General features: G+C 34.9%; 30 protein-coding genes, 1 pseudogene and 1 riboswitch. Of the genes and pseudogenes, 20 read left to right on the top strand and 11 right to left on the bottom strand.

Annotated features, from left to right (window positions below):
- Positions 1 to 37 precede the first annotated feature (37 nt).
- Positions 38 to 286: pseudogene (locus CQ058_RS19725) on the bottom strand (Rpn family recombination-promoting nuclease/putative transposase); the annotation flags it as partial.
- A gap of 123 nt (positions 287 to 409) precedes the next feature.
- Here CQ058_RS19725 and CQ058_RS31870 point away from each other — a divergent pair.
- Entirely contained in the window at positions 410 to 547 is a 138-nt protein-coding gene (locus CQ058_RS31870) for a DUF7003 family protein (RefSeq protein ID WP_002167499.1), read from the top strand.
- Positions 548 to 576: 29 nt separating this feature from the next.
- On the top strand, positions 577 to 1,086 hold the full coding sequence (locus tag CQ058_RS19720) for a DUF2199 domain-containing protein (protein WP_105589939.1): 510 nt from the start codon (positions 577 to 579) through the stop codon (positions 1,084 to 1,086).
- Positions 1,087 to 1,126: 40 nt separating this feature from the next.
- Here CQ058_RS19720 and CQ058_RS19715 read toward each other — a convergent pair whose 3' ends face one another.
- Positions 1,127 to 2,029 carry a diacylglycerol/lipid kinase family protein gene (locus CQ058_RS19715; protein ID WP_002167501.1) on the bottom strand — a complete coding sequence of 301 codons (903 nt, stop codon included), beginning with the start codon at positions 2,027 to 2,029 and terminating at the stop codon, positions 1,127 to 1,129.
- Positions 2,030 to 2,113: 84 nt separating this feature from the next.
- Positions 2,114 to 2,641, bottom strand: coding sequence for a hypoxanthine phosphoribosyltransferase (hpt, locus tag CQ058_RS19710; RefSeq protein ID WP_000687586.1), 528 nt, complete (start codon positions 2,639 to 2,641; stop codon positions 2,114 to 2,116).
- Positions 2,642 to 2,802: 161 nt separating this feature from the next.
- Here hpt and CQ058_RS19705 point away from each other — a divergent pair, with 161 nt between their 5' ends.
- The 6 genes from CQ058_RS19705 to CQ058_RS19680 all read left to right on the top strand — a co-directional run bounded on the left by CQ058_RS19705 (position 2,803) and on the right by CQ058_RS19680 (position 7,530).
- The gene (locus CQ058_RS19705) at positions 2,803 to 3,018 is read left to right on the top strand and encodes a hypothetical protein (RefSeq protein ID WP_002129607.1); all 216 of its coding nucleotides are present in this window, start codon (positions 2,803 to 2,805) and stop codon (positions 3,016 to 3,018) included.
- A 185-nt stretch (positions 3,019 to 3,203) separates the two neighbouring features.
- On the top strand, positions 3,204 to 3,536 hold the full coding sequence (locus CQ058_RS19700) for a hypothetical protein (protein WP_000410949.1): 333 nt from the start codon (positions 3,204 to 3,206) through the stop codon (positions 3,534 to 3,536).
- Between the two features lie 186 nt (positions 3,537 to 3,722).
- The gene (locus CQ058_RS19695) at positions 3,723 to 4,217 is read left to right on the top strand and encodes an LPXTG cell wall anchor domain-containing protein (RefSeq protein ID WP_105589938.1); all 495 of its coding nucleotides are present in this window, start codon (positions 3,723 to 3,725) and stop codon (positions 4,215 to 4,217) included.
- Positions 4,218 to 4,306: 89 nt separating this feature from the next.
- Entirely contained in the window at positions 4,307 to 4,927 is a 621-nt protein-coding gene (locus CQ058_RS19690; RefSeq protein ID WP_105589937.1) for a class D sortase, read from the top strand.
- Positions 4,928 to 4,981: 54 nt separating this feature from the next.
- On the top strand, positions 4,982 to 5,671 hold the full coding sequence (locus CQ058_RS19685) for a response regulator transcription factor (RefSeq protein ID WP_098775812.1): 690 nt from the start codon (positions 4,982 to 4,984) through the stop codon (positions 5,669 to 5,671).
- A complete protein-coding gene (locus CQ058_RS19680; RefSeq protein ID WP_105589936.1) occupies positions 5,668 to 7,530 on the top strand; it encodes a sensor histidine kinase in 1,863 nt (620 codons plus the stop codon). The genes CQ058_RS19685 and CQ058_RS19680 overlap by 4 nt, the downstream gene beginning before the upstream one ends.
- A gap of 208 nt (positions 7,531 to 7,738) precedes the next feature.
- On the opposite strand, the gene CQ058_RS19675 is transcribed toward CQ058_RS19680, so the two are convergent.
- Positions 7,739 to 8,410 carry an energy-coupled thiamine transporter ThiT gene (locus tag CQ058_RS19675; RefSeq protein WP_002015759.1) on the bottom strand — a complete coding sequence of 224 codons (672 nt, stop codon included), beginning with the start codon at positions 8,408 to 8,410 and terminating at the stop codon, positions 7,739 to 7,741.
- Between the two features lie 86 nt (positions 8,411 to 8,496).
- Positions 8,497 to 8,598: riboswitch (TPP riboswitch) on the bottom strand.
- A 194-nt stretch (positions 8,599 to 8,792) separates the two neighbouring features.
- On the opposite strand from CQ058_RS19675, the gene CQ058_RS19670 reads away from it, so the two are divergent.
- Genes CQ058_RS19670 through CQ058_RS19660 form a run of 3 tightly spaced genes read left to right on the top strand, consistent with a single transcriptional unit; the run spans position 8,793 to position 11,189 of the window.
- Positions 8,793 to 9,020, top strand: coding sequence for a FeoA family protein (locus CQ058_RS19670; RefSeq protein ID WP_000060512.1), 228 nt, complete (start codon positions 8,793 to 8,795; stop codon positions 9,018 to 9,020).
- A complete protein-coding gene (feoB, locus tag CQ058_RS19665; protein ID WP_002167503.1) occupies positions 9,017 to 11,005 on the top strand; it encodes a ferrous iron transport protein B in 1,989 nt (662 codons plus the stop codon). Before CQ058_RS19670 ends, feoB begins: the two co-directional genes overlap by 4 nt.
- Positions 11,006 to 11,021: 16 nt before the next feature.
- A complete protein-coding gene (locus CQ058_RS19660) occupies positions 11,022 to 11,189 on the top strand; it encodes a FeoB-associated Cys-rich membrane protein (RefSeq protein ID WP_000989601.1) in 168 nt (55 codons plus the stop codon).
- A gap of 35 nt (positions 11,190 to 11,224) precedes the next feature.
- Here the strand turns inward: CQ058_RS19660 and CQ058_RS19655 are convergent, their stop codons facing one another.
- Positions 11,225 to 11,803, bottom strand: a complete 579-nt coding sequence (locus CQ058_RS19655) for a lipoprotein BA_5634 family protein (RefSeq protein ID WP_002129594.1) — start codon at positions 11,801 to 11,803, stop codon at positions 11,225 to 11,227.
- A 403-nt stretch (positions 11,804 to 12,206) separates the two neighbouring features.
- On the opposite strand from CQ058_RS19655, the gene CQ058_RS19650 reads away from it, so the two are divergent.
- From CQ058_RS19650 to CQ058_RS19630, 5 genes are all read left to right on the top strand, one after another.
- Positions 12,207 to 12,872, top strand: a complete 666-nt coding sequence (locus tag CQ058_RS19650) for a PspA/IM30 family protein (protein WP_002015754.1) — start codon at positions 12,207 to 12,209, stop codon at positions 12,870 to 12,872.
- Between the two features lie 219 nt (positions 12,873 to 13,091).
- Positions 13,092 to 13,496, top strand: a complete 405-nt coding sequence (locus CQ058_RS19645) for a DUF350 domain-containing protein (RefSeq protein ID WP_002089172.1) — start codon at positions 13,092 to 13,094, stop codon at positions 13,494 to 13,496.
- A gap of 21 nt (positions 13,497 to 13,517) precedes the next feature.
- Complete coding sequence (locus tag CQ058_RS19640; RefSeq protein WP_002191003.1) at positions 13,518 to 14,024, top strand: DUF4178 domain-containing protein; 507 nt, start codon at positions 13,518 to 13,520, stop codon at positions 14,022 to 14,024.
- Positions 14,025 to 14,037: 13 nt separating this feature from the next.
- Complete coding sequence (locus CQ058_RS19635) at positions 14,038 to 14,856, top strand: DUF4247 domain-containing protein (RefSeq protein ID WP_002129590.1); 819 nt, start codon at positions 14,038 to 14,040, stop codon at positions 14,854 to 14,856.
- Positions 14,857 to 14,952: 96 nt separating this feature from the next.
- Positions 14,953 to 15,171 carry a hypothetical protein gene (locus CQ058_RS19630; RefSeq protein ID WP_002191002.1) on the top strand — a complete coding sequence of 73 codons (219 nt, stop codon included), beginning with the start codon at positions 14,953 to 14,955 and terminating at the stop codon, positions 15,169 to 15,171.
- A gap of 90 nt (positions 15,172 to 15,261) precedes the next feature.
- Here CQ058_RS19630 and CQ058_RS19625 read toward each other — a convergent pair whose 3' ends face one another.
- A complete protein-coding gene (locus CQ058_RS19625) occupies positions 15,262 to 16,134 on the bottom strand; it encodes a YitT family protein (RefSeq protein ID WP_002191001.1) in 873 nt (290 codons plus the stop codon).
- 197 nt (positions 16,135 to 16,331) lie between these two features.
- On the opposite strand from CQ058_RS19625, the gene CQ058_RS19620 reads away from it, so the two are divergent.
- Positions 16,332 to 16,706 carry a zinc ribbon domain-containing protein gene (locus CQ058_RS19620; protein WP_078176447.1) on the top strand — a complete coding sequence of 125 codons (375 nt, stop codon included), beginning with the start codon at positions 16,332 to 16,334 and terminating at the stop codon, positions 16,704 to 16,706.
- A 45-nt stretch (positions 16,707 to 16,751) separates the two neighbouring features.
- Here the strand turns inward: CQ058_RS19620 and CQ058_RS19615 are convergent, their stop codons facing one another.
- A complete protein-coding gene (locus tag CQ058_RS19615) occupies positions 16,752 to 17,786 on the bottom strand; it encodes a YdcF family protein (RefSeq protein ID WP_002190999.1) in 1,035 nt (344 codons plus the stop codon).
- 711 nt (positions 17,787 to 18,497) lie between these two features.
- Here CQ058_RS19615 and CQ058_RS19610 point away from each other — a divergent pair.
- Positions 18,498 to 18,731 (top strand): spore germination protein, encoded by a 234-nt coding sequence (locus CQ058_RS19610; protein WP_002015747.1) that lies wholly within the window; start codon positions 18,498 to 18,500, stop codon positions 18,729 to 18,731.
- Between the two features lie 169 nt (positions 18,732 to 18,900).
- Here the strand turns inward: CQ058_RS19610 and cydB are convergent, their stop codons facing one another.
- Both cydB and cydA read right to left on the bottom strand, forming a co-directional pair.
- On the bottom strand, positions 18,901 to 19,929 hold the full coding sequence (gene cydB / locus CQ058_RS19605; protein ID WP_002190996.1) for a cytochrome d ubiquinol oxidase subunit II: 1,029 nt from the start codon (positions 19,927 to 19,929) through the stop codon (positions 18,901 to 18,903).
- Positions 19,919 to 21,268, bottom strand: a complete 1,350-nt coding sequence (gene cydA / locus CQ058_RS19600; protein ID WP_105589935.1) for a cytochrome ubiquinol oxidase subunit I — start codon at positions 21,266 to 21,268, stop codon at positions 19,919 to 19,921. Before cydA ends, cydB begins: the two co-directional genes overlap by 11 nt.
- Positions 21,269 to 21,492: 224 nt before the next feature.
- Between cydA and CQ058_RS19595 the strand changes: the two genes are divergently transcribed.
- A complete protein-coding gene (locus CQ058_RS19595; protein WP_002015742.1) occupies positions 21,493 to 22,056 on the top strand; it encodes a beta-class carbonic anhydrase in 564 nt (187 codons plus the stop codon).
- On the opposite strand, the gene yidD is transcribed toward CQ058_RS19595, so the two are convergent.
- The gene (yidD, locus tag CQ058_RS19590; RefSeq protein WP_002112460.1) at positions 22,053 to 22,289 is read right to left on the bottom strand and encodes a membrane protein insertion efficiency factor YidD; all 237 of its coding nucleotides are present in this window, start codon (positions 22,287 to 22,289) and stop codon (positions 22,053 to 22,055) included. The genes CQ058_RS19595 and yidD overlap by 4 nt on opposite strands.
- 128 nt (positions 22,290 to 22,417) lie before the next feature.
- On the opposite strand from yidD, the gene luxS reads away from it, so the two are divergent.
- Complete coding sequence (gene luxS, locus CQ058_RS19585) at positions 22,418 to 22,891, top strand: S-ribosylhomocysteine lyase LuxS (RefSeq protein WP_001141371.1); 474 nt, start codon at positions 22,418 to 22,420, stop codon at positions 22,889 to 22,891.
- Positions 22,892 to 22,956: 65 nt separating this feature from the next.
- Here luxS and CQ058_RS19580 read toward each other — a convergent pair whose 3' ends face one another.
- Positions 22,957 to 23,187 (bottom strand): DUF3953 domain-containing protein, encoded by a 231-nt coding sequence (locus CQ058_RS19580; protein ID WP_002190994.1) that lies wholly within the window; start codon positions 23,185 to 23,187, stop codon positions 22,957 to 22,959.
- Between the last annotated feature and the right edge of the window lie 6 nt (positions 23,188 to 23,193).

Here is a 23,193-nt window from a genome sequence, read left to right as displayed (position 1 = left end):
TGGATACGCACTATTATGAAGCGACTTCTTGTCGCGCCTGTATTTCTACATTTACTTTTGTTCCTGTGTTTAATGTCGCTGAAATGTCTAAAATAGATAACTTATCCTCTTCATATTCCCGATGTAAATGTGGATCTTCTAGTTGTAGAGAAGCAATGGGCGACTCTAAAGACTCTTGTAACATAGCGTTTAAAAATGCAATTAGAATATCTTCACTACCATTCGTACCAAACAATTGTTTAAATGCAAAATCAATGCGTAAATTAACTAACTGTTGGTTGAACACAGTTTTTTCTCTCCCTTGTATCAGGTTGCTTCTTTCCTTCATTGTATCTAAAAAGAACTGGGGCATGCAAACAGACCCTTCTGCTATTTTATTAGTAGTATTATTAGAAAATAAAAGGCAAGTATGTCTATGTTATACTCTAGTGAAATTGAATTTTTTCAATCAGTAGCTGCTACAATAGAGAAGAAAGATCCAAGTGTTATTGTGAATAAGGATTCTAATACACATTGGAAAAATTGGATGGATTTTGAGTGTGAATGAAATTTAAAGGGTAGGAGAACTCATAATAGATGAAAAGAAGAAAAAAGTCCAGAGAAAAGATACAAATGAACCGATTTACATTCCCTTTATGTTACGGAAGTGAAGCACCATCTTATTACTACGAGGTAGCGGCTCATGAAAGAGAGGGACGCTTCCATTTAACATCAGATCTTTGTGTAATGGACGATGAACATTATTTTATTAGAGGCTGTTTAGAGATTCCTATAATTGATTACCACGAAAATTTCATCTGGACTGTGTGGGTATCACTTAGTAAAGAAAGTTATGATCAAGTACTAGAAGAGTGGGATGAGAGAGGACGAGAGCATAGTGATCCTCATTTTGGCTGGTTATCTGTAGAAATACCAGTTTATCCAGAAACACTAAATTTAAAGACAAATGTACATATAAGAGAAGTTGGAATGGCACCGTATGTTGAATTAGAGCCAACCGATCACCCTTTAGCGATAGAACAAAGAAATGGAATTACTTTAGAGAGAGTTAAAGAAATACAAGAAATTATACAACGACATAATTAGATTAGAAGAAAAAAACGAGTGATATCACTCGTTTTTTTCATTACACAATATTAGGATTATAAATCATCGTAAAGTGTCCTTGTAACAATTCAATATGACACGGTGTATGAAGTGAGCTTTCTCCATCTGTATCTACTTCTTTTTCTTCTTCTGTTTCAATATGAATGGATTTCGCTTTTACATGGAAGATGTCATTTTCATTTGAGTCTTCAAATAGTTTTTTTCCGATATAATCTTTAAACGCTTGAATGCCTGTTGATTTGACTACGAAAATATCAAGTGTTCCGTCATCACATTTTACGTTCGGAATAAAGGATGGGATACCCCCGAGATATTCACCGTTTCCAACCATAACAAGGACAGCTTCGTCTTCATATACTTGTCCGTCGTAAGTGATTTTTACTGGGAATGGTTCAGCGTTTTTTACAGTTCGAATGGTGCTTAAATAGTAACCAATTTTACCAAGCTTTGCTTTCTCTTCTGCATCGATATTGTTTGATACTTCAGAGACGAGTCCAATACCCCAAAAGTTTAAGAAGTGTTGTCCATTTGCTTTTGCGACATCGATTGGTTTTATATGTCCTTTTGTAATGAGTTTTGCTGCTTCTGCAATATTTTGCGGAACGCCGAGTGTGCGAGAGAAGTCGTTGCAAGTTCCGCCTGGAATGATTGCAAGTGTAGGTCTAGTTTCAAGAGGGGCTAAGCCATTAGTGCATTCAAATACAGTTCCGTCACCACCAAAGACTATAATTAAATCTACTTTACTAGCAAACTCTTGGCAATATTTTGTTGCATCACCTTGTTTTTTCGTATGAAGGATATGCAGGTCAGGAAAAGCTGCCGCAAGAGGTGGTACGATTTTTGTTAAGTTCGTATGTAAATCGCCTTGTCCTGCTTTCGGATTTACGATGAGGAGTACTTTTTCAAATTTTGTCTTTGTCATTTTTATTCTCTCCCTTTGTCTTTTACGAATCGTGATAGAAAATAAACTTCCATCAATAATTGATGGAAGTTTACTCTATTTATATTACTCCGTTACAACTGAAGCGATAAATGGTAAGTTACGATATTTTTCTGCGCAGTCGATACCGTAGCCAACGATAAATTCGTCTGGAATTTGGAAGCCAACATATTCAGCTTTTAAGTCCACTTTACGGCGTTCAGGTTTATCAAGTAACGTACAGAATTTCAATGCTTTTGGTTTATGCATGAAGAAGTGATCTTTTAAGAAGTGAAGTGTTAAACCAGAATCGATAATGTCTTCTACGACAATTACGTTTTTTCCAGTAATGTTTACATCGATATCTTTTAATAGTTTTACTTTTCCAGTTGTTTCTGTTTGATTTCCGTAGCTAGATGCAGAGATAAAATCGATAGTTACTTCGTTTTTAATATGACGAATTAAATCAGCAGCGAATACGAAAGATCCTTTTAATACAGCGATTACAACGATTTCTTCTCCTTCAAAATCACGTTCGATTTGAAGTGCTAGTTCTTTTACTTTTTCTTGTAATTGTTCTTCAGAAATTAAAGTGTCTTTTATTTCAATTTTCATTTGAATCCTCCTACAGTGTAAAACTTGTGAACATTTCGACTGTAAAGGATAGAAAGAAAAAAGTCAAAGAAGATATAAGGTTTTTACAGAAATCCCCACAAAATAGTCAGATGATATGATATACTGATAATATTAAGAAAACGCTTCCAAAAAGGGTGATTATGATGAAAAAGAAACAGTATACAAGTGTAACATTTATAAAAGCATTGCTTTTAACAATCGTTCTTGGTATGTTGGCTTACATAATTGATGTACCTGCAATTCGGATTTCATTAATTGGAATGACTTTAGTATTAGGCGCAATTTCCCACGGTATGATGTCACAGCTGCAAGAAGTTGGACTTGATGATATGAAAGATCATATAGATAAGAAATGAGAAACCTTCACGTATATAGAGTGAAGGTTTTTTCGTTTCTTACAAAAATGTAAGGTGATTTGTAAGACAAATCGATAGTTGCATAGTAGTGTTTTGGATAAACTATAAGTGTAAGGTAAAAGGCAAGCATATTTTAGGTAAATTAAGTTTTAGGCACTCTATATGTGAAAAAGGAGTAGGAGGGCATGGAGAAACATTGGACGACCTTTTCTTTTTTAGCAACTAGTAACACCGTAATGCTAGCTGGAGAAATGGATTTTTTGCATACGTTTGATCGAGAAGACGATCATTCTTCTTCTAAATTTACAATGAAATGGAGTAAGTGGAGCGATAGTTGTAAATTGGAAGAAGAGGCCCCTAACGAAAGGCAAAAAATTATTTTAACAAATCCTATTAAAGCATGGGTCGTTCAATGTCGTAAGTGTAACGTCAAAAATCACTTCAAGAAAACTGAGCCGAGACAATTAGTTATCACTCCGGCCCTTTCTACTTCTCAATCACGCGAAAGTAACAAATAAATATCGAGACACACACCCGAAAAAACATCGTATATATTACGGTGTTTTTTTATTTTTCTAAAATGAAATCTTTAACAGAATTCCATTTCATCTGCATCTTATATTTACATCTCTTGTTTATTCTAGTAATACATCCGGTGCGACGTGATGTGTTACTAGAATAAAGTATAAAAGGAGAGAAATAAAATGAAAAAAAAACTATTACCAATTTGTGCAATGGCACTTTTAACAGTAGGATATTCTTCAGTAGCGAGCGCTTCTACTGGAACATTAACAAAAGAAGAATCAGCGCAAATACAGCAAGATAAAGCTAAAAAAGAAGAAGCAATTAAGGAACAGCAAAAGAGCGAAGTAGAGAAAAAAGAAGCAGCACAAGTACAAGAAAAAAGTGATATGGCTAAAAAAGAGGAAGCAATAAAAGCAGGGCAAAAGAATGATACAGCGAAACAAGAAGTAACACCACAAGTGCAAGAAAAGGAAGCTCTTGCAAAAAAAGAAGCAGCAATTAAGGCAGGGCAAAAGAATGATGCAGCGAAACAAGAAGTAGCGAAACAAGCTGTACAAGGTGAAAAATTACCAAACACAGCATCAAATAATGTAGCAATGATGGCATTAAGCGCATGTCTTGTAGCGATAGGGACATTATTTGGTTTGAACCGTCGTAATAAGATTAAGGCATAAATAAAATATTGTTCTATAAAGAATGGGATAATTTCATATATTAAAAATGGTAGGTTACTCCTACCATTTTTTGCATGGAGGGATGGAACATGAAGTTACTCAATTATATCGGTATCATATTGATGGCCATAGGGCTATTCATGGGATCGTATTACGCTGTGGAATGGTATAAAGGAAAAAGCTCTGCTCAAGAATTAACGAAAGAAGAAATAAAGAGCCTTAAAAATATACAAGATAATCAACTTTCACATGAAACACCTGTAACTTCCCAAGTACCTTCTTCTCAAACCGAGCATAAAGAAGGAGAAAAGGTAGCAATGTTAAATATACCGAAAATAAAGAAGAAGTTTTCTACATATTGGGGAGCAAATGATGCAACATTGAAAAAAGGAGTCGGTATGTTTGTTAGTGATTTAACGACAACACCATCTGGAGGGGGACATACTGTACTGAGTGGGCATCGAGATACTGTATTTACAGAATTAGGGGAGCTTAAAGAAAAAGACAATCTCATTTTAGAATATGACAATACAATATACACATATGAAATTCAAAAGATGTGGATTACACATGCGGATGATCGCACTGTTATTGTAAAAAAAGAAGAACCGACATTAACACTGACGACTTGCTATCCATTTGATTATATAGGGGATGCACCGGATCGATATATTATCGAGGCAAAGTTAATTACGAGCAATTCAAAATAAAATTATCAAGTACAAAATGCTAGCTACTTAAAATGAGAGGGGGAGACATAGATTATGTCAAAAAACATTTTAATTGTTGAAGATGAAGATATTTTACGCGAAATATTAAAGGATTACTTTTTGAGTGAACAATATAAAGTGCTTGAAGCGAGAGATGGAAAAGAAGCTTTAGTCTTATTTGAAGAAGAAGAGGTCGATTTAGTTATACTTGATATTATGTTGCCGGAACTTGATGGATGGTCTGTTTGCCGAAGGATTCGTAAGACGTCCGGGGTTCCAATTATTATGCTGACAGCACGTGTAGATGAAGATGATACGTTACTTGGATTTGAGCTTGGGGCAGATGATTATGTTACGAAACCATATAGTCCGCCGATTTTATTAGCGAGAGCGAAAAGGTTGTTAGAAAGTAGAAAAGCAACAAAGAAGCCTTTAGAGAATGAAGATGATACGTTATCAATTCATGGCATTCACGTCCATTTTCCGTCACGTACTGTTACTGTTGATGAGGCAGACATTACTTTAACACATACAGAATTTGAAATATTAGTGTATTTCATGAAAAACCAAGGAATTGTACTAACAAGAGAGCAATTAATTTCAAGAATTTGGGGATATGAATTTGCTGGGGATGATCGCACAGTAAATAGTCATATTCGTAATTTGAGAAATAAATTAGGAGAGAAAGCAAAGTACATTACAACTGTAGTGCGAACTGGTTATAAATTCGAGGGGAACATATGAGAAAAGGGATTGTACTTAAATTATTTACCCTTACAACAGCTCTATGTATGTTGATTTTAGCGACGATATTTATTGGACAAACGATATTTTTTAAGCAATATTATGCGAATCGAAAAGTGGAAGATATTAAAGTGAATTTAAATTCTTTTGAAAAAAACTATTTAAGTTATGCAGGAAGTGCAGAAGAAATTCAGAAGCTGGAGCAAGACTTTTTAAGCGAAAATAATACATGGATTACGACATTAGATCAGAATGGGAATTTAAAACATGCGGATGATTTTTATTTTGAGGTAACGATAGACCGTAAGCAACAGAAGAGCTTTGGACAACAAATAATCATGATTCCCTTATACAATCTCATCAATATAGAAGAGATTGATAATAAACCGTCAAATCAGTTTTTAGACCAAGAAATTAATTTTTCTGGAGTGAAAAAAGAAGATAGTTTTATTCCATTTTCTTTCGCGTTAGGCAAGGGGAATTTAAGTGGATCTAATAAACCGTTAGAAAAAAAAATCAGTGAGATTCGAGAAGAGAAGGAAAAAAAGAAAGCGGACCAAGAACCACTTGTTAAGGAAAAGAAGCAAGTTACTCAAGAACAGGCTGCTCAAGAACGAGCTAATCAGGAACAGGGTGCTAAGATAGACGGGCGTGTTACGAAAGTACAGTTACCCGATGTAAAAGGTCCTGTGAATCCAATTTATAAAAATAGTTTATTCTTAGATAGCATAAAGGAATTTCAAACTGATTTATTATCAAAAGAGAGCAATCACATACAGTATTCAACACAAATAGTGGATTATGAAAAAAATGATATAAAATATAAATTATTAATTAAACCAATAAAAGAAAAAGACGGATCGATAGCATATATATATGCGATGGCTTCTTTGCAGCCTGTAGATGAGGCTGTACAAATGGTGCAAGATTATTACATCTATATTGTTGCGTTTGTAGTCGTTCTCATTTTTCTAGCTTCGTTCTATTACTCAAAACAAATTGCAAAACCATTATTAAAAATAAATAATACAACAAAGAAGATAGCGCATTTAGATTTTACAGAAAAAATTCCGATTACTTCAAAAGATGAAATTGGTGATTTATCAAAAAATATTAATACACTATCTAATAAGCTACATTCACATATTGGACAGTTAGAACAAGATATTGAAAAAGAAAGAAAGTTAGAAAACACAAGGAAAGAATTTATTGCAGGTGTATCGCATGAACTAAAAACGCCGCTGAGTATTATGAAAAGCTGTATTTCCATTTTAAAAGATGGGGTAGCTGAACATAAGAAAGACTACTATTTTCAGGCGATGGAAAAAGAAGTAGACAAGATGGATATACTAATTTTGGATATGCTTGAATTAGCTAAATTTGAGTCTGGCACATATAACATGAAGATGGATTCTTTCTATATCGATGGAGTGATTGAAGAAATATGTGAACAGCTTTCATCGGAGATAGAGAAAAAAGAACTGAGTGTGCACAAACATATATGTCCAGCTGAAGTGGTTGGGAATCAAAATAGAATTGAACAAGTAATTGTGAACTTCATTACGAATGCAATACGTTATACACCAGATAAAGAGGATATTATTATTTCCACAATAGACGAGAAGAATTATATAAAAGTGTGTATTGAAAATAAGGGTGCCCACATTGAAGAAGAACAATTAGATAAAATTTGGGATCGTTTTTATCGAGTAGATGCGGCACGGAAACGTTCACAAGGTGGAACCGGGCTTGGCCTTGCGATTTCAAAAAACATTTTAGAGCTGCACAATGCTGAATATGGGGTCAAGAATACAAAAGATGGTGTGTTATTTTACTTCTATTTACCGAAAAAAGCGTAGACAATACTATCTACGCTTTTTTAATTTATTTTCATATTATCTTTACCTAATCTTTATTTCTAAACAGTATACTTTGAATAGAAAATGAGGTTATGTAAGGAGTCGATGAACCGTGCATAGCAATTGGCTAAGTATAATGGTATTTATTTTCTTTTGTGCATTTATTGTATTTTTAATTGATATTACGATGTGAAAAAAGAGCGCTAAGTTAAGCGCCCTTTTTTTGTGAATTTATTTGATAAGCACTCATGCTTTTGAATAATCTTGGTGAAGTGATAAATAAAAATATAAGTAAAACGGTACATAGAATATAGGAACCAATCATTGTGCTACCGTTAAATATTAAAGAATATAGAATAGCTGATTGACCTTTCGGTGCATATTGTCCCCAGAAAATAATACCGGCAATAAAGTGACAGAAGTAACGAGCTAGACTACCGATAAAAGTAGCAATGATAATGTATCCAATTACTTTCTTTCCTTGGTTTTGTTTTGATGAAGGCTTATCTTTACGGCTACTTAAGTTTGATTGTTCGTTTCCATTCTTATTAGATGCTAGAAGTGCTTTTTGAATTGGACGATAGAATAAACCAGCAAATCCAATGAATGCGAAAGCAACGAAGTATTCAATGATTACTTGAATTGGTGTGACGATAATGGCATCGCCTACGACAATTTGTAATAATCCCCAAATTAAGCCTCCTAAGAAAGCCATTTTGAAGCCCCAGCGGTATGCGATAATAAAGATAGGAATCATAGCGAATGAGATGGAACCGCCTGTTGCTGATATTTTGATTGAAAGTGGTAAAATATCGATGACCAAGGCGAAGGCTGCAAGAATAGCAGATTCGATCATCGCTTGTAAATTGGTGTTACGCATGTTGTCTCCCCCTAAATCCAAGTTGCAAAAAAAGAATAGATATCATAGGAGGATACGAAATACGTAAATAAAAAAAGAGGTGTGTATTTCGGACGTTTGCACAATTCCTGCGTTAGCATTAACTAACAGGTTCAAAGGGTCGGAACGAATTGTTCCCTCTCAGCGGTAAGGCTCCCCCTGTGATAACGAGATTCTTTATTTGCTATTGTTCATTGTAAGCGAAATGGATGAGAATGGCAAATGAATACCGTATGACAATTATTGAAATAGAATTGTAGCGAAATGTTAATAAATATGAAGCAAAAGGGTATAGTCCAATTGAAATAGAGTATGATATAATTTTCCTGAAAATAATTATCATTCTCTTCTGAGGGGGAAGGTTATGAGCTTAGTAGATATTAAAATTGGCGAGAAAGTATTAGTAAAAAGTATTCAGTCTTTAGATCAGTTATTAAAGCGTAGACTAGCTGCTTTCGGTCTCGCGGAAGGAAGCGAACTTCGCTTGAAACAGAAAGCGATGTTTAAAGGTCCTTGTACATTGGAGTGTCGTGGACAGTTAATTAGTATTCGTCATTGTGACGCGAAAATGATAAAGGTGGAATTAGCGTGAATAAGGTTGCTTTGCTAGGGAATCCGAATACAGGGAAAACATCATTATTTAATGCACTTACTGGTTCTTATGAATATGTAGGAAACTGGAGCGGTGTAACAGTAGAAAAGAAGGTTGGTAAATTAAAAGATAAGCAAGGAACATTAATTGATTTACCAGGCGTTTATGATTTGAATCCAGTTTCACGTGATGAAGGTGTCGTTACGAATTTTCTACTAACAGATGAATTTCATCATATGTTAAATATAGTGGATTCTTCTCAATTTGAGCGAAATATGCATTTAACATTGCAATTACTTGAATTTGGTAAGCCCGTTTCAATTGGTTTAAATATGATTGATGTGGCAAAGCAAAGAGGAATTGTGATTAATGTAAAAAGGCTATCAGAAATATTAGGTGTAACAGTCGTTCCTGTCATCGCAAGAACCGGAAAAGGCTGTGAAGAATTACTTACTACTCTTCATGAAGAGAAACAAAAAGAGAAAAAGCCATTCATTATTTCATATGGTGTACAAATGGATGAAGGAATTGGAGAGGTAATCGCTCTTTTAGAGACAGCGAATTATGAGCATCCGAGATGGTTAGCCCTTCAATTTTTAAGCAATAACGAAGTAGTAGAAAAAGAAATGAAAGCATTACCAATTTATAAGGAACTTATAGCCATTCGATCTCGTTTAGATGGAAAACTTGATTGTACGTTGGAAGAGCACATTTACAAGACTCGTGAAGCGTATATTGAAAAGTTAAAAACAAATGTTATGCAACATGAGAAAGAAGGGAAAATTCCTTTTTCAGAAAAAATTGACAGGTTAATTACACATAAAATTTTAGGACTTCCAATCTTTTTAGCAGTTATGTTTTTTATTTTTCAGGTTACGTTTACGTGGATTGGTACACCTTTATCTGATATGCTTGATGGATTTTTTGGCGGACAACTTACTGATTGGGTTACAGCTGGGCTCACAAGTGTTGGGGCTTCTGACTTTATTCAAGCACTCGTTACAGAAGGTATTATTGCTGGTGTTGGTGCGGTATTAGTATTCGTTCCACAAATCTTTGCACTATTCTTTTTCATTTCATTATTAGAAGACTCGGGATATATGGCACGAATTGCAGTTGTTATGGATAGAATTATGGAGTTTTTCGGTTTAAACGGAAAAGCGTTCATTCCGATGATTATCGGCTTTGGATGTAACGTTCCAGGTATTATGGCAGCGAGAACGATTGAACAAGAAAAAGAAAGATTACTTACCGTTCTTGTAACACCATTTATGTCTTGTTCAGCACGTTTACCTGTATATGCATTATTTGCGGGAGTATTCTTCCCTAATAGTCAAGCGACTGTTGTGTTCTCTTTATACATTGCAGGTATTGTTCTTGCATTACTCGTTACAAAAATTATGTCACTTACTATTTTAAAAGCGGAAAAATCTATTTTTGTAATTGAGCTACCGCCTTACCGTGTGCCACAAGCAAAAACGTTATGGCTCAGCACGTGGGAGAAAGGTAAAGGATTTGTTCGTAAAGCAGGTACATTCATCTTCGGTGGTTCTGTTGTCATTTGGTTATTAAACTATGCAGGTCCATCAGGATTTGGTGTTGATATGGGAGACAGTTTCTTAGCGATGATTGGTGGATTTATTGCACCACTTTTTGCACCGCTCGGTTTTGGAACGTGGCAAGCTGCGGCATCCCTTTTAACAGGATTTTTAGCGAAAGAAGTTGTCGTTTCTACGATGGCAATTATTTATGCGGTTAAAGAAGATGTGCTAGGAAATGTAATGGGAGCACATTATACTGCGCTATCAGCCTATGCATTTATGTTCTTTATTTTATTATATGTTCCGTGCTTAGCGACAGTAGCTGTTATTAAACGTGAAACAGGATCGATGAAATGGACAGTTTTCTCTGTCGTTTATCCGCTCGTTGTTGCTTATGTATTAACGCTCATTATATACCAAGTTGGGTCCTTACTCGGATTCTAGAAGGAGATGTATCGCGGTGATGGTCAATATTATAATTGGAGCTATCATTTTTGGTTATGCAGCATATACGTTAGTTAATTTTGTAAAGAGAAGTAAAAAGGGAAAATGCGCAGCATGCTCTTTAAGTAAGTCATGTCAGTCGCAAACTTGTAGTCCAGATATGGAGCAAATTGCTCATAAATAGAAAAAAGCTTTGCGAATTTCGCAAAGCTTTTTTGTTTACTTTTTAATTTTTACAAGCTGAGAAGCTTCTACTCCGTTGTAACCAGGGAATTCTTTACTAGGGTCTTTATCGAATTTTAATACACCAACAGATTTTTCATCACCTTTTACATTTCCATAAGTTGCATCGTCAACAATTGCGAACATGTCTGCATATGCACGGCCACTTCCGATAATTGTGTTGCCTTCGTATTTTAATTTTGCCCCATCAAGTGTAGCATTTTCTACTTTCTCTTTTGCAAATAACACGCCTTCTTCTGTTGTTACAGCTGGTAATTTATCAAGTGGTTTTGTATCATCGTTTTTATCAACTTTGCTAAGTAATTCTTTTTTCACCAGTTCTTCACCAGTTTTCTTATCCATTACAAGAACTTTTTTACCCTCTAATGTTGTCATTTTCATTTTATAGAAGTCTTTTTCTTTCACTTCTTTTTTATTTTTATCTGTAACTTGTTGAATTTGCTCATCTGTTCCGTATAGTACAAAGCCGTTCGCTTTTTCTCCTAATAAAGAACAACCTGATAATGCTCCGAATGAAATTGCTGCTGCTAATCCGATTCCTACTAATTTTTTCATGATGATTGCTCCTTTTATATGTTTTATAGTAAATACATTTTTTGTATTAGTCCTGAAATTATGAGAAGCTTGTTTGTTGCTTCTGGTATTAGTGTATAAGAAATATTGAAACGTAACTATCGAGTTAGCTTACAGTAACATTACAATAATGTAATTTAGTGAAAGTGCATAAAAATATGTCAATTCTGAAGAGGATTAATGAGAATATATTAGGAATACAATGTTTTATCTAGAATGTCATATTATATTGGCTGTATTTTGGAAATAACATGTAAGGACATATTAGTTTTGTTATAATAAACACATAGGCTGTAAAAATGAATATTCTTTACTGTTAAGGGAGATTTTTCAGTTTTCCAAGTAGTGAATTTGAAATATGAGGTAAGTCATAGGAGGAATTAGAATGTCTGTATTTAAACGATTACGAGATTTAACAATGTCGAATGTATATTCATTAATTGAAAAAGCGGAAGATCCAGTTAAGATGACGGATCAATATTTACGCGATATGCAAGCGGATGTACAAGAAGCTGAGAAAAGTGTAGCAGCTCAAATTGCACTTGAGAAGAAATTCAAAATATTATTTGAAGAGCAAGAAGCACTTGTGAAAAAACGTGAAGAGCAAGCTCATATGGCTGTTCAAGCAAGCAATCTTGACCTTGCGCGTCGTGCTCTTGAAGAAAAACAAAATGCAGAGCAAAAGATGAATGAGTATAAAGCGAGCTATGAGCAAAACAAAGCAGCTGCTGATAACCTTCGTCTTAAGCTAGAAGAAATGCGTAAGCAATTAACAGAGCTGAAAAATAAACGTGAAACACTTGTTGCACGTGTAAATGCAGCGAAAGCACAAAAGAATATTAATCAGGCGATGTCTGGATTTGATTCAAATTCAGCAAAAGCTGGTTTAAGCCGTATGGAAGAGAAAGCACTTCAATTAGAGGCTGAAGCAGAAGCAAGCGGTGAAATTTACAAGAAAGAAAAGTCGTTAGATGATGAATTCGCAAGCTTAAACAAAAATTCTGTTGTTGACGATGAATTAGCTCGTATTATGAAGCAGTACGAGAAATAATATAGAATAGACAAAGAAACCGACATGTCTGAAGAGAATTCATGTCGGTTTTCTATTACCCCGCATTAACGGGCAGTAAGACTCCCACCTCAACATTTTGTGAATGGTGGGAGATCGACTGCCCGTAAATGCCCGATTGGTTCAACTAATAATCAGTAGGGGATGGAAAACTCCCCACTGATTAAAGTTTCACTTTACTTTTTTAGAGGAGGTTTTGTAATGACGTGGATGAATGTTTTAGCTATGCTTGTATGGACTGGAGCGAGTGCGGTACTTTTATTTGCAATTATGTGGGTTGATTCGATTTTTACAAAATACAATGATTTAAAAGAGATGAAAAATGGAAATACAGCAGTGACAACGCGTTTCGTTATGAAATTATTCGCGCAAGGGTACATTTTATCTCAATCTATAACGAAAGCGAATGACTTATGGCAAGCACTTCTTGCCTCAGCAGTTTCATTCGTTATTTTATTAATTGTAGAAATGTTCATTGAGTTTGTGTTAAAGAAAATGTCTGGTTTAGATTTAGAAGAAGGAACGAAAGAAGGCAGCGTAGCACATGCGTTGTTAGCTGGTTCGTTACATATCGTTGGTGCACTTATTTTAGGTGCTTGTTTATAAAGAGAAAAGGAGGGGTAGATTGTGAGTTTATTTAAACGTATTAAAAATATAATGAAGAGTCCGGAGCCGCCGAAGCCAGAAAAGAGTCTTTTAACGTTGGCTCCTGGCGATATGATTGAAGTCTCGTTAGTCATGTACGAATTAACTGGGAAAACGAGCATGCATTCTCGCAAGGAGATTATTTTAACTTTGCAGGATGGGAAAGATATTCGTTATTTGAAAATCGAAGACCGTGAAAATACGTATTACAAATTGTATACACCGATTGATGGTCGTTTAGATTCAATCGATGAAATTCCGACGACGATTGAAATGGATGATATAGAGTATCATATGGAAGAACAATATAATGGACGTGTTGTTGTTATGGGGAAAACACCATTCGCTGCTTCAGAAGAACAGTACGTATGGGAATTCCAATCTGATAACCGCAAATTATTACGTGTTGAATGGCAAAATGGTCGCACAATGATGTATGAGGGAGAAGCAATTATTCCTGCTGATGTACAAATCATAAGAGCAACATAAGGGGGGCGTAATCATGTCAAACCGATTGTTTACCATGATTAAATCGTTCGTGATCCCTATACTTGCTATCGTTACATTACTTGTTATTGCCGGTTATGCTTTATCGGGCTGTCAAAGTGGTCAGGCGAAGTCAATTCAGGACCGTTACCCACTAGAGTCTGTCGCAAAGGATGGTAAACAAGAATCTTACGTGTATAGGGCCGCCAATCGGTCAGTTCCTGAAGTTGCAAAGGAACTTATAGCCGAAAGGAAACCGAAGCAAGCATCTAAAGAAGACGAAAATCAAATGTTCCTCGTTTATTCTGATAAAATGTATAATTTACAAAAGGATAAAGAGAAACCATCTGATACGTTAATTGAAATAAGCAATGAAGAATTTGTCCGTCAAAATTACCAACCATCCTTCTTACAAGGATATATTATGGGGAGTATATTAAACGATATATTCGGTTCACGCAAATCATCATACGGTGATTATCGCGGATATAATGACAGACAAAATCATAAACCGGTGATCCCGGAAAGACCACCTACGAAAGAGGAAAAGAAAACCCCGCCTCCAATTACGAAGGAAGGGAAAGGATCTATTATTAAGCGAGGCGATAATGTAGATCCGAAATCATCTGTAGGTGATAAAGGAAGTATTACGGAAAAAGGAAGTAAAACGACGCCACCGCCTTCTACCGGAAGCAAGGGGAAAATTACGAAAAATCCGGGTGGCTCGAGTGGATCTGATGTGAAGCCGAAATCATCCATTAAAACCCCACCAAAGAATACGTCGCCCCCGAAAACAAGGGTTGGCGGTTCAGGGAAAATTATGAAGAGAAGATAGTATAGAGACCGAAAAGTGGAATTTGCTTTTCGGTCTTTTTATTATGGAAATTAATTCCTTGCAGCTGGTACAATTAATGAATAAGGAGGGAATATTATGACCATGTATAAAAGATTTAGTTTAATCATATTCCTCGTATTATTCCTCAGTTTGTTTATTAGTACAACGATGAAATTTCACTTTGTAGTTGGTATTCTATGGATACTATGTACATGTACTCTCTTTCTATATATTCCGCTTCGCTTTCAGCATGAAGTGCCCGCTTTTCAAAAATACGTCGATTGGATTAAAAGCGGGGGAAGATGGGGGGAGTAAAATATATCAACGATTCGACAAGGAATATTGATTTTAATAATAAGAAGAGGCTGCACCAAAATTTTGGCACAGCCTCTTTTTTCATAATGATTAATGAATATCACGTTTCTTAAAGTTACCGCCTTTTACTTCAGCTACGTCATAAACTGTAATAAAGGCATTAGGATCGATTTCATTAATCAGGTCCTTCATTTTACTTTCTTCTAAACGGTTAATTACACAAGAAATTTCTTTGAATTTCTCTCTTGAATAACCACCGTATACTTCGTTATACGTTGCGCTTCGGCCTAAACGATCGCGAATTGTTTCTACCATTAATTCAGGCTCTTTCGTGATGATTTTAAATGTTTTCGAACCACTTAAACCAACTTCAACGATATGAATCACTTTCGAAGCGATAAAGTAAGCAATTGCCGAAAGGATAGCCCCTTGAAGACCAAATACTGTTGAAACAAAAATAAAGACAAACATATTTAAGAATAAAATAAGGTCACTTGTTCCAAAAGGTAACTTACGAGAAAGTAATACAGCTAGCATATCGATTCCATCTAATGCGCCGCCGTTACGTAATGCTAGTCCCATACCAAAACCGATAATAATACCACCAACAACTGTAACGAGTAATGTATCACCTTCAATAATAATTGGTATTCCGTGCATGACAACGGTACCTATTGCTAATGAAGCAATCCCGATAATAGAATAAATTGCAAAACTTTTACCAATTTGTTTATATCCTAACCAAACGAAAGGAATGTTAATAACTGCGATTAGAGCTCCTAATGGCAATCCAAATAATCTTGAACTAACGATACTTAAACCAGTCACACCACCGTCTGATACGTTATTTGGAATTAATACCGATTCTAATCCGTACGCTGTGATAAATGCCCCAATAATAATCATCAAAGCTTTTGAAGCGATTTTTAGCTTATTGGGCTTGTTTCTGATAATTTTCTCCATGTAATTTCCTCGTTTCAAACTAGTTTCTTATTTGTTACGTAATTCACACCTAAACTCCATTTTAACATTTAATTTGAAAAAATTCTCCTTTAATGGATGTATGCAGGGGATATTATCACCATATTATTAATTTAAATACGCCTGTAGCTGATAAGTGAGTGGTCATAATTTGATATAAACAAGTGGGAATGAACAGTATGGATATGTACACTTGGGACGTTGATCTTAAGGAGGGATTCTGTGAGATACTGTACGCGAAATGTGGAAATGAAACGAACGATGGTAATAAGTTTTGTGGACAGTGTGGAGAGAGTCTTAGTTATGCAGCAGTTAAGGGAAATCCAGTAAATCGTCATTCAAATAGTGATATAGAGGTGTTTTCATTAGTTGGTTTTATAACAGGATTAATATCTTGTTTTATTAATTTGTGGGGACTTGTTGGCATTATAGCTATCGTTTTTTCTATATTAGGTTTAAATAAAAAGGTGACAGGGACTAGTAAAGTGTTTGCTATCATAGGAGTTGTTTCTGGAATTATTAATGTTCTGTATGCGTTTATGTTAATTATTTAACTAAAAAATGCCCCTCTTTCATGAAAAGGGGCATTTTTTTAGTTATTAAGAAACAATAAAACTAAGCACGGATACGAATAAAGCAAATCCTAAAACCGTTCCGCAAACTTTCATATGACGTTTACGTCCCATCACAACAATTGCGACATATTCGCGAATCATTGCATTAGGCCAGTAATAAAATGCAGTTTTTGATCCGATCCCTTGGCTATTAAGACCAGCTTGTTTTGCATATATACCAGCACGGAAAAGGTGGAAATTATTCGTTGTAAAAATACTTCTATACTTACCTTCAGGATTTAAAGAATCCATAATTTCTTTAGAGAACGACATATTTTGATATGTGTTTACAGAGCGATTTTCTTGCACTGTATGTTCAAGCGGAATTCCTTTTTCAACAGCGTACTTTTGCATCGCTTCTGCTTCCGGAAGCCCTTCATCTGGACCTTGTCCACCAGAGAAAATAATTGTTGGTGGTGTATTCACAGCGGCTTGTTTCCAGTAAAAGTCGATCGCTTTATTAATACGACTTGCAAGTAAAGGTGGCACTTTGTCATTAATTAAGCCACTACCAAGAACGATGATGAAATCTTGATTACGCCTTGGTCTGTTGAATTGGTATAAAAAATAAGCAGTTAAGAAGTTAGATAAGTGTATAAAGAAATATACAGTTATAAGAGAAATACCAGCGAAAATAGGCTGGAAATGTGATGAGAACAAACTTGCTGGATTTATAATAGGGAGTAACATAAAGAATAAAATACCTAAAGCAGCAATGAGTGTTAAACAGTTAGTGAAACGTCTTCCTTCTCGTTTCATTAAAATTCTAGCATTCAGAAATAATCCAAACATTAAAGCGATAATACCAAAAGGAATCATAATGATAAGTGCTAAAATAGGTAGCAATATGATTGAATGCAGGGTATTATTGCCTGAATCATAGGATGTAATAGTGCAAAAAATAAGGAAAGAACAGAAAAAGGCATTAAATAAAAAACCGTTTATTATTTTCCGTGGATCTTTTAAGTAAGAGATAAGAAAAATAATAAACAATGTAAGAGGAATAATTCCGAAATACATAAATATAGTACACCTCAATTTGTATAATAATTTGACCTACATTCTATATTACATGATTTTATAATTGGAAATGAAAGAAAAAGGATTTCGAATTTTCTTAATAAAATATATGGATACATATGTTAAAATGTATTCAAGGCGATATATTAAAAGTAAAATGGTTGAAGAGGCACTCTGTGGAGTGTCTTTTTCTTTTTGGTATGTAATTATGCATATTATGTTTATTTTCAAGGGAAGAGGATTAAAATATAAGTTGTGGATACACGCTATAAAGCAGAATTTTATATTAATATTTATTTCTACTCTTTTGTACCTAACAATCTTGTAACAATTCATGATTCTGTTTTCTAGTGTGTGTTTACAAAAAGCGGGATGGGGTATATATAAACAGGGGAAAGGACGTCTTCTTGAAAGGCGTCTTTTTGTTTCTTAGTATAGATAATTTCCACTATTAACGTAGTGCAAACTATCTATACTAAACATTAGCAATCTTCCGTATAAAGATTATCAATTTACTATATATTCCAGCGGTGTTAAGCTACATATGAAAGGCTTTCTTTTTCAAAATATTACCCCTAATAAAATTTTGAAGAAGTCAACTGTCTCCAAACTTGCCATTAATGCTTAGAGAAAAAGCACTCAATTTGAGTGCTTTTTCTTATTGAAACATGCTATTTTTGTAGGCGATGTTCATAAAATAAAAGTAACGAAATGAAAGTAGGTGATAAAATGCCAGCTATTGTGGAAGGGGTTATTATTGAGAACTGTAACGGGACAATTAACTTAGGTGATAAATATAACGTACATCCAATTGAAAAAACGAAAGCTTATAATGGATCGGGATCTTCAAATACCGGATTAAATGTGAGGACATTCAGTGGTATTAGTACGGCAGATGTAACGGATAACGATGTGTATGACCAAGTAATTCAATCTACGTTATAATTTTTATATGTAAAATTGCATAAAATGATGTGCTTGCCCTGTGATACAATTTAGTTGTGAGCTGTTAGTGATTCTTCTTTATCGTAGTTGTTAGATTAGAAATGTAACATCTTATCGAAAATCATACGTAAAATAAAAAAGACACTTCAAACGAAGTGTCTTTTTCATTTTAGTGATATCCTTTAGCAGAGTCTTTATGAATTTTATTTTTAAATATGCTGTAGCTCCAAAGTTGATATCCAATAACGATTGGTACCATGACCATTGCAACGAAGAACATAATTTTTAAATTTAATTGACTACCAGCTGCGTTGTATAACGTTGTACTATAAGCGTCGTTAATACGAGATGGTAACATTCTTGGGAACATACCTGCAAAACCAGTTGTCATAAACATTGCGATTGTTAAGCAAACGAATGTGAATGCAAGGCCGATTTTATGTTTGTACACCATAATAAGTGTGAGTACACTCATTAACATTGCAAGTACTGGAAGAATGAATAGTACAGGATATTCCGTGAAGTTTTGGAATAAATTTGTACGATTTGCAGTTGCGACATAGAAGATAGCTAAAATGATAGCAGCTGCCATTGAAAATGGTCTTGCAATTTTATAAGCACGATCAGATACTTCGCCAGTTGTTTTAATCATAATCCAAAGGGCACCAGATACGACGAATATAGCAGTGAAGAAAAGACCGCCTAAAATACCATAATGGTTTAGTAAGCTAAGTAAAGTTCCTTCATAACCATCTTTTCCGATTTGCAGCCCGTAATACAGGTTAGCGAATGTAACACCGAATAAGAAGGCGATTAGGAAACTACCACTTGTAAATGCCCATTTACAAGTTTTTTGCCAAATTGGTGAATCGTCTTTATGCATAAATTCAAGTCCAGCGGCACGAGCAAATAGTGCAAGTAATACTAAAAATAGTGGTGTATATAGGTAGCTAAACATATTTGCATATGTGACTGGAAAGGCAGCAAATGTTGCACCACCAGCTGTAATTAACCATACTTCATTACCACCCCAGAACGGGCCGATAGCTTCTTGTAATTGATTTCGTTCTTGTCGGTCTTTCGCAACGAATGGGAAAATCATTCCGTTACCGAGTGCGTAGCCATCAAGAATGAAGTACACTGTCCAAATTACGCCCCATAAACCGAACCAGATAATTGCAAGCATATCATGAGACATGAGCCGCACCTCCTTCAGTAGCAGGTTCTTCTAATGCAGCGGGTCCTTTTTTCGCGAACTTCAGCATTAAGTATACGTCTGCAATTAAGAGTAAAGTGTAGAACAATATTAAACTAATTAATGAGAACCAAATTTGTGGAACTGATATAGGTGACACGGATTCTGCTGTACGCATTAGTTTATAAACTGTCCACGGTTGACGACCTACTTCAGCGACAATCCAGCCAGCATTAATTGCGATATATGGAAGTAAAACAGACCACATTGTAATTTTTAAATAACGTTTTGAGTTTTCTAGTTTTCCTTTTCGGTTTAAATAGAAACCGTACCAAGTTAATGCCATAAAGAACATGCCAAGTGCAACCATTAAGCGGAAGCTATAGTACACGAGGTTAACATTTGGACGATCTTCTTTTGGAATATCTTTTAAACCAACAATTTCTCCATCAAATGAGTTTGTATAGAAGAAACTTCCGAGCTTTGGAATAGTAAGTAGTTCAAAGTTTTTTTCATTTTTCACATCAGGAATTTGAATGATTGAGAAGCCTTGTCCTTTTCCGGTTTCCCAAACAGCTTCCATCGCAGCTCCTTTTGCTGGTTGATATTTAGCAGCTGATACACCGGATTGATGGCCCATAAATGGTGTAATTGTTGCGGCGAATAAACCTAACATTAAACCAAATTTAAATGATTTTTTGAAGAATTCCACTTCGTTTTTACGTAGTAAGTGATATGCACTAATTGCCATAACGAAGAAAGCACCGACAATATAACAACCAATTACAGTGTGGAAGAACATATTCCATGCATATGGATTTGTAACAAGTGCCCAGAAGTCATTTAATTCAGCGCGGCCGTTACGTACTACGTACCCAACAGGATTTTGCATGAATCCGTTTGCAGTAATAATCCAAAGGGCAGAAATATTTGTTCCAAGTGCAACCATCCACATACAGAAAGCACGGAATTTTGGTGAGATTTTGTCTTTACCGAATAACCATATTCCCATGAAAGTAGATTCTAAGAAGAAGGCAACGAGTGCTTCGATTGCGAGAGGTGATCCGAAAATATCCCCCATATATTTGGAGTACTCAGACCAGTTTGTTCCAAATTGGAATTCCATCGTAATCCCAGTTATAATCCCCATTACGAAGTTAATTGTAAAAAGTTTTCCCCAGAAATTTGCCATTTTGTGGTATGTTGGATTCAATGTGCGGGCGTATTGAGTTTCCATACATGCTACTAAAATAACAAGTCCGATTGTCAAAGGTACAAATAAAAAGTGATAAAAAATAGTAATTGCAAATTGAAAACGACTTAGTAACAGAACGTCGGACATAATAAATATTCACTCCTTTTTTACATTATCTACAATCAGTTTATAGTGAAAAAACGTTTAAAGTATGTGAGACTTGTTACAAAGGTGTGTGTATATTTTGAAAGAATTATGTCGATTATCTGAAAATATCCTTTTTTTACTATAAAGCAATATCCTTTTTGAGTTTTTCAAATTTTGGTACACTACATATGTAATGTAAATGAGAGAAAAGAGGGTTCTTTACTATGAAGTCATTAGAAGAGATTTTACAATACAATGAAAAATTCGTTGAAGAGAAAAAATACGAAGAGTATGAAACAGGAAAATTTCCAAATAAAAAAATGGTAATTATCTCTTGTATGGATACTCGTCTTGTTGAATTATTACCGAAAGCAATGAATATGCGTAACGGTGATGTGAAAATTATTAAAGTAGCAGGCGCTGTTATTTCACATCCATTCGGAAGTATTATGCGTAGTATTTTAGTCGCTGTATATGAGCTTGGAGCTGATGAAGTATGTGTTGTCGGTCATCATGATTGTGGTATGGCGAAAATTCAAGCAAGCAGTACAATTGAAAAAATGAAAGAGCGCGGCGTAACAGAAGAGAAATTAGATACACTTCGTTATTCTGGAATCGATTTAGAAAGATTCTTACAAGGGTTCTCTAGTGTAGAAGAAAGTGTAGAACATAGTGTGTCAATACTCCGCAACCATCCGTTACTTCCGGAAGAAGTACCTGTTCACGGTCTTGTTATAGATCCTGACACAGGAAAATTAGATTTAGTTGTAAATGGTTACGACAATTAAGAATTTACTTTGTCATCCTTTTTATCTGGGACAGGATCAAATCCTCCTGGATGGAAAGGGTGACATTTTAATATACGCTTACATGTAAGCCAAAATCCTTTGAAGGCACCGTGTTTTTGAAACGCTTCTAATCCATAATGAGAGCAAGTCGGATGAAAGCGGCACGTTGGCGGTGTCATCGGAGAAATGAACTTTTGATAAAAGCGTATAATACCGATAAAAATCTGTTTCATAATGGTCTCCTTTTCAGCATAGTCTTAAAGTATTATAGCACGACAGTACATAATACTTTACTAATGTGCATTTCCGTTATATCATATTGGATATAACGGAATTAAATTAAAAGCGGGAGAGATGTTGTATGCCATCAGTAGAAAGCTTTGAATTAGATCATACGATTGTAAAGGCGCCTTATGTAAGACATTGCGGAGTTCACAACGTAGGTAGTGACGGTATTGTAAATAAATTCGATATTCGTTTTTGCCAACCGAATAAACAAGCAATGAAACCAGATGTTATTCATACGTTAGAACATTTATTAGCATTTAATTTACGTAAATATATTGATCGTTATCCGCATTTTGATATTATCGATATTTCACCAATGGGCTGCCAAACAGGGTATTACCTTGTAGTAAGCGGGACACCGACAGTTCGTGAAATTATTGATTTATTAGAACTAACATTAAAAGATGCGGTTCAAATTACAGAAATTCCAGCTGCAAATGAAACACAATGTGGCCAAGCGAAGCTTCACGACTTAGAAGGAGCACAACGCTTAATGAACTTCTGGTTAAGCCAAGATAAAGATGAACTTGAGAAAGTATTTGGATAAGAATGAAAAACTGCCTGTGAAAGGGCAGTTTTTTTTATTTTGTTAAGAGAAAACTTGCTCTTCTTTTATGAAAGTATACTAGACACTCCAACATATAAAATAAAGACAGAACAGAGAAAATAAACAAATGCTTTTGCTTTTTGTCGCTCTTTTATTTCATCAATTCCAAAAAGGATAAACATAATACTTAAAAGGATATATACGAATGGTAAAAGCATAGAGAAGTTTGCAAAGAGGCTAAATAGGGCGAGAATAAGAGCGATAGTCACTATTATAATTTGAATGTTTTTTAACATGGAATC

It is taken from the genome of Bacillus sp. MYb56 (assembly GCF_002976445.1).
GTDB lineage: Bacteria > Bacillota > Bacilli > Bacillales > Bacillaceae_G > Bacillus_A > Bacillus_A mycoides.
The sequence above is the reverse complement of the archived record's forward strand: the minus strand, read 5'-3'. Positions and strand labels throughout refer to the sequence as shown.